Here is an 8,963-nt window from a genome sequence, read left to right on the forward strand (position 1 = left end):
AGGCCGCCAGCACCGGCAGTTTCAGCGGCCCCAGCGCCAGCGATGATTTGGATCTGTAGGGGCTGTAGGCCCGGTAAGGCGACAGCCGCCACCCGGCAAAAAAATCGGCGCACGTTCTCAATGCCTCTGCGGAGGCATTTTTTACGTCCGTCTGGCAAAACTGACAAACAAGCTGGCAAAAGCAAACAAACGCCCCGGCGCCGCTGGCTGGTAGCTTAAGGGTGACAAAGCCGACATTCGCAGCGGCAAGAGACAACACAACAATAAGATGAGGTCACTATGGCAAACGGCTTGAAATTTTCTCCTCGTAAAACCGCGCTGGCGCTGGCCGTCGCGGTGGTTTGCGCCTGGCAATCACCGGTCTTCGCCCACGGCAGCGAAGCGCACATGGTGCCGTTGGATAAAACGCTGCAGGCGTTCGGCGCCGATGTCCAGTGGGATGACTACGCGCAAATGTTTACCCTGATAAAAGACGGCGCTTACGTCAAAGTGAAGCCCGGCGCCAAAACCGCGATCGTCAACGGTAAAACCCTTGACCTGCAGGTGCCGGTGGTGATGAAGGAAGGAAAAGCCTGGGTCTCCGATACCTTTATCAACGATGTGTTCCAGTCCGGTCTCGATCAGACCTTCCAGGTGGAAAAGCGCCCTCACCCGTTAAACTCGCTCTCGGCGGCGGAAATCAGTGAAGCGGTGACCATTGTTAAAGCCGCGCCGGAATTCCAGCCCAATACCCGCTTTACCGAAATTTCCCTGCACGAGCCGGATAAAGCGGCGGTGTGGGCCTTTGCCCTGCAGGGTACGCCGGTCGATTCACCGCGCACCGCCGATGTGGTGATGCTGGATGGCAAACACGTGATTGAAGCCGTCGTCGATCTGCAAAACAAAAAAATCCTCTCCTGGACGCCAGTTAAAGGCGCCCACGGGATGGTACTGCTCGATGATTTTGTCAGCGTGCAGAACATCATCAACGCCAGCAGCGAATTCGCTGAGGTGCTGAAAAAGCACGGTATTACCGATCCAGGCAAAGTGGTCACCACCCCGCTCACCGTTGGCTATTTTGATGGCAAAGATGGCCTGCAACAGGATGCGCGTCTGCTGAAGGTGGTCAGTTATCTCGATACCGGCGACGGCAACTACTGGGCGCACCCGATTGAAAACCTGGTGGCGGTGGTCGACCTTGAAGCGAAGAAAATTATCAAAATTGAGGAAGGCCCGGTGATCCCGGTGCCGATGGAGCCCCGTCCGTATGATGGCCGCGACCGCAACGCCCCGGCGGTGAAACCGCTGGAGATAACCGAACCGGAAGGCAAAAACTACACAATCACCGGGGATACCATTCACTGGCAAAACTGGGATTTCCACCTGCGCCTGAACTCGCGCGTCGGGCCAATCCTCTCGACGGTGACCTACAACGATAACGGCACAAAACGCCAGGTGATGTATGAAGGTTCCCTCGGCGGGATGATCGTCCCCTACGGCGACCCGGACGTCGGCTGGTATTTCAAAGCCTACCTCGACTCCGGCGATTACGGCATGGGCACCCTGACCTCGCCGATTGTGCGCGGCAAGGACGCGCCATCGAATGCGGTACTGCTGGATGAAACCATCGCTGATTACACCGGCAAACCGACCACGATTCCAGGCGCGGTCGCCATATTCGAACGCTATGCCGGGCCAGAATATAAGCACCTGGAGATGGGCAAGCCCAACGTCAGTACCGAGCGCCGGGAGCTGGTGGTGCGCTGGATCAGTACCGTCGGCAACTACGACTATATCTTTGACTGGGTGTTCCACGACAACGGCACCATCGGTATCGACGCCGGCGCCACCGGGATTGAAGCCGTCAAAGGCGTGATGGCGAAGACCATGCACGACCCCAGCGCCAAAGAGGATACCCGCTACGGGACGCTGATCGACCATAATATTGTCGGCACCACTCACCAGCACATCTATAACTTCCGCCTCGACCTCGACGTGGACGGCGAAAACAACAGCCTGGTGGCGATGGATCCTGAAGTGAAGCCCAACACCGCCGGCGGCCCGCGCACCAGCACCATGCAGGTGAATCAGTACACCATTGACAGCGAGCAGAAAGCGGCGCAGAAATTCGACCCGGGCACCATTCGCCTGCTGAGCAACACCAGCAAAGAGAACCGCATGGGCAACCCGGTCTCTTATCAGATTATCCCTTACGCCGGCGGCACGCATCCGGCGGCGACCGGCGCGAAGTTCGCCCCGGACGAGTGGATCTACCATCGCCTGAGCTTTATGGATAAACAGCTGTGGGTGACGCGCTACCACCCGACAGAGCGTTATCCGGAAGGGAAATACCCGAACCGTTCCGCCCACGATACCGGCTTAGGCCAGTACGCAAAGGATGATGAGTCGCTGACAAACCACGACGACGTCGTGTGGATCACCACCGGCACCACCCACGTGGCGCGCGCCGAAGAGTGGCCGATCATGCCGACCGAATGGGCGCACGCCCTGCTGAAGCCGTGGAACTTCTTTGACGAAACCCCAACCCTTGGCGAGAAGAAAAAGTAATCTTAACCGGCGGTGAAATCGAGCAGGATTTTACCGCCTCTTCCCGGCTGGTCGGCGGCGGCAATCGCCTCCCGCCAGTCGTTCAACGCTATACGCTGGGCCGGCGGCTGGGTGGTCACTGGCAAGCGCTGCCAAATCTCGTCAAACGCCGCCCGCCACGCCGCCACGCTGAGTGTCGGCAACGCCTCCCGCAGATGAAACTTGCGCACCGTCGCGCTACCGCGCGTCTGGGTCAGCGGCCGCCCGGATAATAAACCATAGGAGATCAGGGTCGACGATGCGGGCAGCACCGACAGCAGCGTATTCGCCAGTTCGCCGCCCACCGCGTCAAACACCAGATCGCTGTGTTGGCTGACCTTCTCCATCAGCGCCCGGTCGGTATCGAGGATCGGATAGATCCCGGCCTGTTCCAGGCGCGCCCGGTGCTGCGGCGAGCGAATAATCCCGCTCACCGAGCGGGCGCCCATCGCCAGCGCCCACTGTCCCAGCAGGCTGGCGCAGGAGGACGATGCCGCGGTCAGCACAAGGTGTTTTCCGGCAACCGGCCAGCGCTTGAGCATCAGCATAGCCGTCAGCGGATTGATATACCCGCGGGCGGCCAGCAGATCGTCAACCGCTGGCGGCACCGGCACCAGCCAGGTCTCATCCAGATCGATAAACCGCTGCCAGGTGCCGCCCCCGCGCAGAGGCAGCACCCGCTGGCCCGCGGTCAGCCGGCTGCCGTATGGCGCGGCGACCACCTCGCCAAGGCCTTCATAGCCGGCGACGGCCGGCAGTCGGGTGCGGTGGCGATAGGCGCCGGTCACGGGGATCAGATCCGAGGGATTCACCGGGGCATAGCGCATCCTGACCCGCACCCGTCCGCCCGCCAGCGGCGCCAGCGGCAGGCGTTTCAGGGTCAGCACGGCGGCCGGCGGCCCGTAGCGATCATAAACAATGGCGTCGTTGAACATCGACAGGCTCCAGACAGCGAAAGGCGGGATCATAGCAGATCCCGCCGCCAGTGGCTCACGCCCGCGGCCAAACCTGGGGGAACAGCGGGGAATCCAGCGGGTCGCCGTCCCGCAGGGTCAGCTCGGGGAACGGTGGCGACGTCACGCCGCCGCGATCGGCAAACGCGGCGTCATCCCCCACCCAACGGGCGGAGAAGACCCGTCGCGCCCGCGCGCCGGGGTTGCCGCGGGCGCCATGGACGGTGCGGAAATGGAAGGCCACCGCATCCCCCGGCTCCAGCGCCCAGCTGACGATATCGTATTCGTCCTCATGGGCGTCGATATCCGGCAGGGTGCTGAACCGGGTGTGCTCGTAAAGCTTAGTGCCATTGAAACGGGTAGGACTGAACTCCTCCTCCCAGCGATGCGACCCGCGAATGCAACGCAGCGAGGTGGCCTCCGCCACCGGGTCCAGCGGGATCCAGAAGCTGACGTTCTGCCTGCCGGAGACGCAATAGTAAGGCTGGTCATGATGCCAGGGAGTCACCGTGCTGCCTCCGGCCGGTTTGACCAGCGTATGTTCATGGAAAAATTTCGCCGTCTGCGACTGCATCAGCGCCGCCGCGATCTCGGCGGCCGCTGACTGAAAGACAAACTCGCTAAACGCCGGGATCCGCGACCAGTTGCAGTAGTCCTGAAAAAAAGGCGGCGAACCATCTTTGGGGATCACCGTGCGCGCATGACCATACTCGCTGGGGCTGGCCATCAGCGCCGTGACCCCCTCGGCGAGGCGATCGACCCAGGGGGTAAAGACGCCTTTTAATAACACCGCGCCATCCGCCTGCCAGCGGTCGATGGTCGCTTGATCGATGTGGGGAGAGTGTTGATTGTGCATCGCTTGGGTTCCTGTGTTGAGGGATCAGGTGAGCGGTTCCGCCGGTTCGGCACGCATCCACGCGCAAAGCTGTCTCAGCATCGTCATACAGCGCTCGGTCTGCGCGATGCTGATGTACTCATCGGCCTTATGGCCCTGGGCCATGCTGCCCGGTCCGCAGACCAGGGTCGCGACGCCCATCTCATCGAACAGCCCTCCTTCGGTGCCGAACGCCACGGTGGAGAAGCGATCGCTGCCGCACCACTGTGACAGCCAGCGGGCGAAGTCGGACTGCGGATCGCTGAGCAGCGGCGGATAGTGGCTTAACAGCTGGAACTGGATGTCGCTCCCGCTGCCTACCCGGCGCATCTCCGGCAGCAGCTGGCGGCGGGCGTAGGCCGCCAGCGCCTCGGTGACCGCTTCGGGACGCATCCCCGGCAGGTAGCGGATCTCAAAATCAAAGCGGCAGGACTGCGGAACAATATTCAGCGCGGCCCCACCCTGAATGGTGCCCACCTGCAGCGTGCTGAAGGGCGGCGAAAAGCGGCTGTCCTGCTGCCGGGCCAGACGCACGCCCAGCCGATCCAGGTGGTTGATCAGCCTGGCCGCGTAGCGGATGGCGTTCACCCCCTGCGGGGCATAGGCCGAATGGCAGGCCTGCCCCTCGATGCAGCAGCGCATGGCCAGTTTGCCTTTATGACCGAACACCGGCTGCATCTCTGTCGGCTCGCCGATGAGGCACAGCGCCGGTTTCTCCGGCGAGGCCTGCAGAAAATCCACCAGGCTGCGCACACCGAGACAGCCGACCTCTTCGTCATAGGAGAAGGCCAGATGCAGTGGCATGCGCAGCGGCGCCGCCAGAAAGTCATCCACTGCCGCCAGCACGCAGGCGAGAAACCCCTTCATATCGGCGCTGCCGCGGCCATAGTAGCGGCCATCGCGCTCGGTCAGGCTGAAAGGCGGAACGCTCCAGGCCTGGCCGTCCACCGGGACCACGTCGGTGTGGCCCGAGAGCATCACCCCACCGCCGCCGGACGGCCCCAGCCGGGCGTAGAGATTGGCCTTACCGCCCGACGGGTCATAAAAGCGGCGGGACGCCACGCCGCGGGCAGCGAGAAAATCGGCGATCCAGTCGATCATCGCCAGGTTCGAATGGCGGCTGGTGGTGTCAAAAGCCAGCAGCGCGGCGAGGATGTTATTCATCGCCGGGGACGCCATAGGCGGGCGCATCGCGAGGGTCGAGCGCCCGGGTAATATAGGCGTCCATTTGCGGCTCCCAGGCCAGCCACAGTTGCTCAAGGGCCGCCAGCGGATCCGTCTCCGCCCAGTCAATACGCAGATCGACCACCGGCCACGGGTAATCGTCCACCACCTTCACCGCCGCCGAGTGGACCGGGCCGGCCTCGCCCCCGGCGGCAATCCCCGCGCGCAGCCCGGCCAGCAGCCGGCTGGCCAGTTCACCGCTCGCCGTCTCGAAGGCGGCCACCATCGCGGCGATCACCTCGTGACTGGCCAGCATGTTGCCCGCCGCCACGCAGTTATCTCCCGCCAGGGTGCCACCGATCCCGAGAGTATGTTCTCCGCTGAACGCCGCCACTTCACCGTTGGCATCAATCGCCGCGACCTGGCGATATTCGCGGAAGCGGTCCTCCGCCAGGGCCAGGTTCAGAGCCTGCTCAACGGAGGCCCCCGCCTCAAGCGCACCAAGAATATGCGGCCCCAGCGACGGTAAGGTTATGTTCTGACTGGCGACTGCGCCGACGCCGGGCAATAGCCACGGACAGCGCGATCCCACGGCCATGCTCGACGAACTAATGGCAATGCCCAACTGACCTGATTCCGGGCAGCGGGCGCTAATAGAGAGAGTCATTCTGCTGCCTCCCCCTGCCAGTCGTCAGGGATCACCGCCGTAACGTCAATCTCCATCAGCCACTGCGGCTGCGCGAGGGCCGACACCACCACCCCGGTGGAGATGGGAAAGACGCCTTTTAACCATTTGCCCACCTCCTGATAGACCGGCTCGCGATAGCGGGGATCGATCAGATAAGTGGTGGTCTTGACGATATGCGAGAGGTCGCTTCCCGCCTCTTTCAGCAACTGTTCAACATTCTTCATTGCCTGCTCCGCCTGCGCCCGCGGGTCGCCGAGGCCAATCAGATTGCCGGCGAAATCGGTGCCAACCTGGCCGCGAACGTAGACGGTATTGCCGGCCCGCACCGCCTGGCACAGATCGTTGTTCAGCGCCTGGTTCGGGTAGGTCTCTTTGGTGTTAAACATGCGAATACGGGTATGAGTTGGCATCAAAGCACTCCTTAAGGAAAACGGTTAACAGGACGGCTGGTAACGCTGGTACTGGCGCTGAATGGCGATCTGGTCGGCAATATATTTGGCATCGTGCCAGACGCCCCAGATAAAGGTGGACCCGCGCCGCGAGAGCCAAGGCAGGCCGAGGAAATAGACGCCCGGCTCCGTCGATACGCCGCGGTGATGCTGTGGCCGCTGTGCGTCATCGAAGGCGTTGACCTTCAGCCAGCGATAGTCGGTGGTGTAGCCCGTCGCCCAGATGATGGTGCCGATCCCGGCCTCAGCCAGATTGAGACTGAGCAGCGGGTCGGTAACGCAGGCCGGATCGGGCAGAAATTCGCGGGCGGAGGGCTCTTCGGGCAGGTCCATACCGTTGCGGGCCACCCACGCGTCCGCGGCGTCGAGCAGCGCAAGGTAGGAGGCATCGCCGCGGCGGATATTCTCCGCCAGGTCGTGGTGAAACAGTGCTTTGTCACCGTCAAAGCCACGGGTCTGCCCCACTAACGTGACCCCCTGATGCGCCAGCTGGCGAAAATCGACGGTATGGCCGCCGCGCGCGCCGCTCACCGCGATAGTGACATGCTCTTTACCCGGCGCATTGGCCGCGGCATCCCACATTCCCAGCACCCCGAGCCACCAGCAAAAATCGCGCTGACGATAGCGACGCGGCGGGCGGTCGTGCGCTCCCACCGACAGCCACACCGCGCGTCCGGCTCGCTGTAGCTCATCGGCAATCTGCACGCCGGAGGAGCCTGCGCCAATCACCAGCACACCGCCCTCCGGCAGCTGCTGCGGGTTAAAATAGTGCGCGGAGTGGAGCTGCTGAATAGCCTGACTCTGTGGGGCGATGGCCGGGATCACTGGCCGCTGAAACGGCCCGGTGGCCGCCACGATCCGCTGCGCTTCAATCACCCCCTGCGAGGTGTCGATACGAAAGCCCGGCCGTCCGACGAGGCGTTCGGCGCTGAAAACCTCCACCCCGGTACGGATCGGCGCATTGAAGCTGCGGGCATAGGCGGCAAAATAGTCTGCCACCTGCTCTTTGCCGACAAAGCTGTCTGCCGGGCAGTCCGGGAACACCATGCCCGGGAACCGATCGTGCCAGGCCGGGCCGTTGGCGACCAGCGAATCCCAGCGTCCGCTGCGCCAGGCCTGGGCAATACCCTGCTTTTCCAGCACCAGGTGGGGGATATCCAGCCGGGTCAGATGCTCGCTCATGGCGACGCCCGCCTGCCCCGCGCCCACCACCAGGGTATCGATCTCGGTAATCTGTTCAGTCATTTCGCTATCCTTCAAGCACAGTTGCCGACGACGTCGCCGGAATTGACGGCTTTCAGGTTATTTAACTGTGACGAATTGGTAAAATATTATAAAACGATCGACTGAATAGAATTTTACGAGGCTGAGTGACGACAAAAAATAATGCCTGCCGGATCGACAGGCGTTATTTCAGGCGTGAGTTGGGGTTAATTCGATGCTGCGACAATAATCCATAAACAGTTGCGTCGGCCGCGTGGGCTCATTATTCGCGAGATGCGCCATAATTAAGGTCGAGGCGGGCATCTCGTCGGCAATATCCCGCTGCACCACTCTTTCGCCATCGTAGGTCATATCGCAGCAGGGCCGGGTGACCAGCACCGAAAAACCCAACCCCTGACCCACCATACAGCGCACCATTTCAATGGAGGGGGAACTGTAAGCCACTTCCGGGTGATAACCCTTTTCCTTAAAGATGGAGATAAAATAATTTTTACTGGGGACCGCATCGAGGAGGATCATCGGCTCGCGGCTCAGCTCCTGCAGCGTCACCTGCGCCTTCTGCGCCAGCGGATGCGCGGCGGGCAGCAGCGCGTAGGGTTTATGCGGGGCATTGAGCCGCTCTTTATTGATCGAATGGCCGAGCTCCAGATCGTAAACCAGCGCCAGGTCGAAGCGGCCGCGGTGCAGGCCATGCATCAGCTCATGCTGTTCGCCGTCGTACAGATGCAGGGTGATTTCCGGATAGCATTTCTTAAACCCGGCCACCAGCTTCGGCATATACAGCGGAGCCACCGATTCGAAGCAACCGATGGAGATCATGCCAGAAACCAGCTCTTTATCCGCTCGCGAATTCTGTTCGAACTCCCAGGACAGGCGCAGCAGCTCTTTCGCTTTATCGTAGATCCGCCGACCGCTGGAGGTGAGCGAAACGCCCTGCGCATGGTGGCGAATAAACAGCTGCTGGTCGAAGGTGCTCTCCAGATTCTTGATGGCAATCGAAATCGACGGCTGCGCAATGGCTTTGTTGAATAAATCGAACTTTTGCT

Annotated in this window: 8 protein-coding genes; 1 reads left to right on the plus strand and 7 read right to left on the minus strand. The window is 61.9% G+C overall.

The window, feature by feature from the left end:
• The first annotated feature begins 279 nt into the window (after window positions 1-279).
• Entirely contained in the window at window positions 280-2,547 is a 2,268-nt protein-coding gene (gene tynA, locus HMPREF3096_RS08960; protein WP_032730206.1) for a primary-amine oxidase, read from the plus strand.
• A gap of 2 nt (window positions 2,548-2,549) precedes the next feature.
• On the opposite strand, the gene HMPREF3096_RS08965 is transcribed toward tynA, so the two are convergent.
• The 7 genes from HMPREF3096_RS08965 to HMPREF3096_RS08995 form a co-directional block, all read right to left on the minus strand.
• The gene (locus HMPREF3096_RS08965; RefSeq protein WP_162822777.1) at window positions 2,550-3,533 is read right to left on the minus strand and encodes a zinc-dependent alcohol dehydrogenase family protein; all 984 of its coding nucleotides are present in this window, start codon (window positions 3,531-3,533) and stop codon (window positions 2,550-2,552) included.
• A gap of 22 nt (window positions 3,534-3,555) precedes the next feature.
• A complete protein-coding gene (locus tag HMPREF3096_RS08970; RefSeq protein ID WP_012541938.1) occupies window positions 3,556-4,374 on the minus strand; it encodes a phytanoyl-CoA dioxygenase family protein in 819 nt (272 codons plus the stop codon).
• A 24-nt stretch (window positions 4,375-4,398) separates the two neighbouring features.
• Window positions 4,399-5,571, minus strand: coding sequence for an acetylornithine deacetylase (gene argE, locus HMPREF3096_RS08975; RefSeq protein ID WP_124038086.1), 1,173 nt, complete (start codon window positions 5,569-5,571; stop codon window positions 4,399-4,401).
• Window positions 5,549-6,223, minus strand: a complete 675-nt coding sequence (locus tag HMPREF3096_RS08980) for a DUF1028 domain-containing protein (RefSeq protein ID WP_008805132.1) — start codon at window positions 6,221-6,223, stop codon at window positions 5,549-5,551. The genes argE and HMPREF3096_RS08980 overlap by 23 nt, the downstream gene beginning before the upstream one ends.
• Window positions 6,220-6,654, minus strand: a complete 435-nt coding sequence (locus tag HMPREF3096_RS08985) for a RidA family protein (RefSeq protein ID WP_004190423.1) — start codon at window positions 6,652-6,654, stop codon at window positions 6,220-6,222. Before HMPREF3096_RS08985 ends, HMPREF3096_RS08980 begins: the two co-directional genes overlap by 4 nt.
• A 24-nt stretch (window positions 6,655-6,678) precedes the next feature.
• Window positions 6,679-7,938, minus strand: coding sequence for a flavin-containing monooxygenase (locus tag HMPREF3096_RS08990; protein ID WP_022065437.1), 1,260 nt, complete (start codon window positions 7,936-7,938; stop codon window positions 6,679-6,681).
• A gap of 168 nt (window positions 7,939-8,106) precedes the next feature.
• A partial coding sequence (locus HMPREF3096_RS08995) for a LysR substrate-binding domain-containing protein (RefSeq protein WP_070544394.1) occupies window positions 8,107-8,963 on the minus strand: 857 nt, incomplete at its 5' end.

It is taken from the genome of Klebsiella sp. HMSC25G12, from assembly GCF_001807705.1.
Lineage (GTDB): Bacteria > Pseudomonadota > Gammaproteobacteria > Enterobacterales > Enterobacteriaceae > Klebsiella > Klebsiella variicola.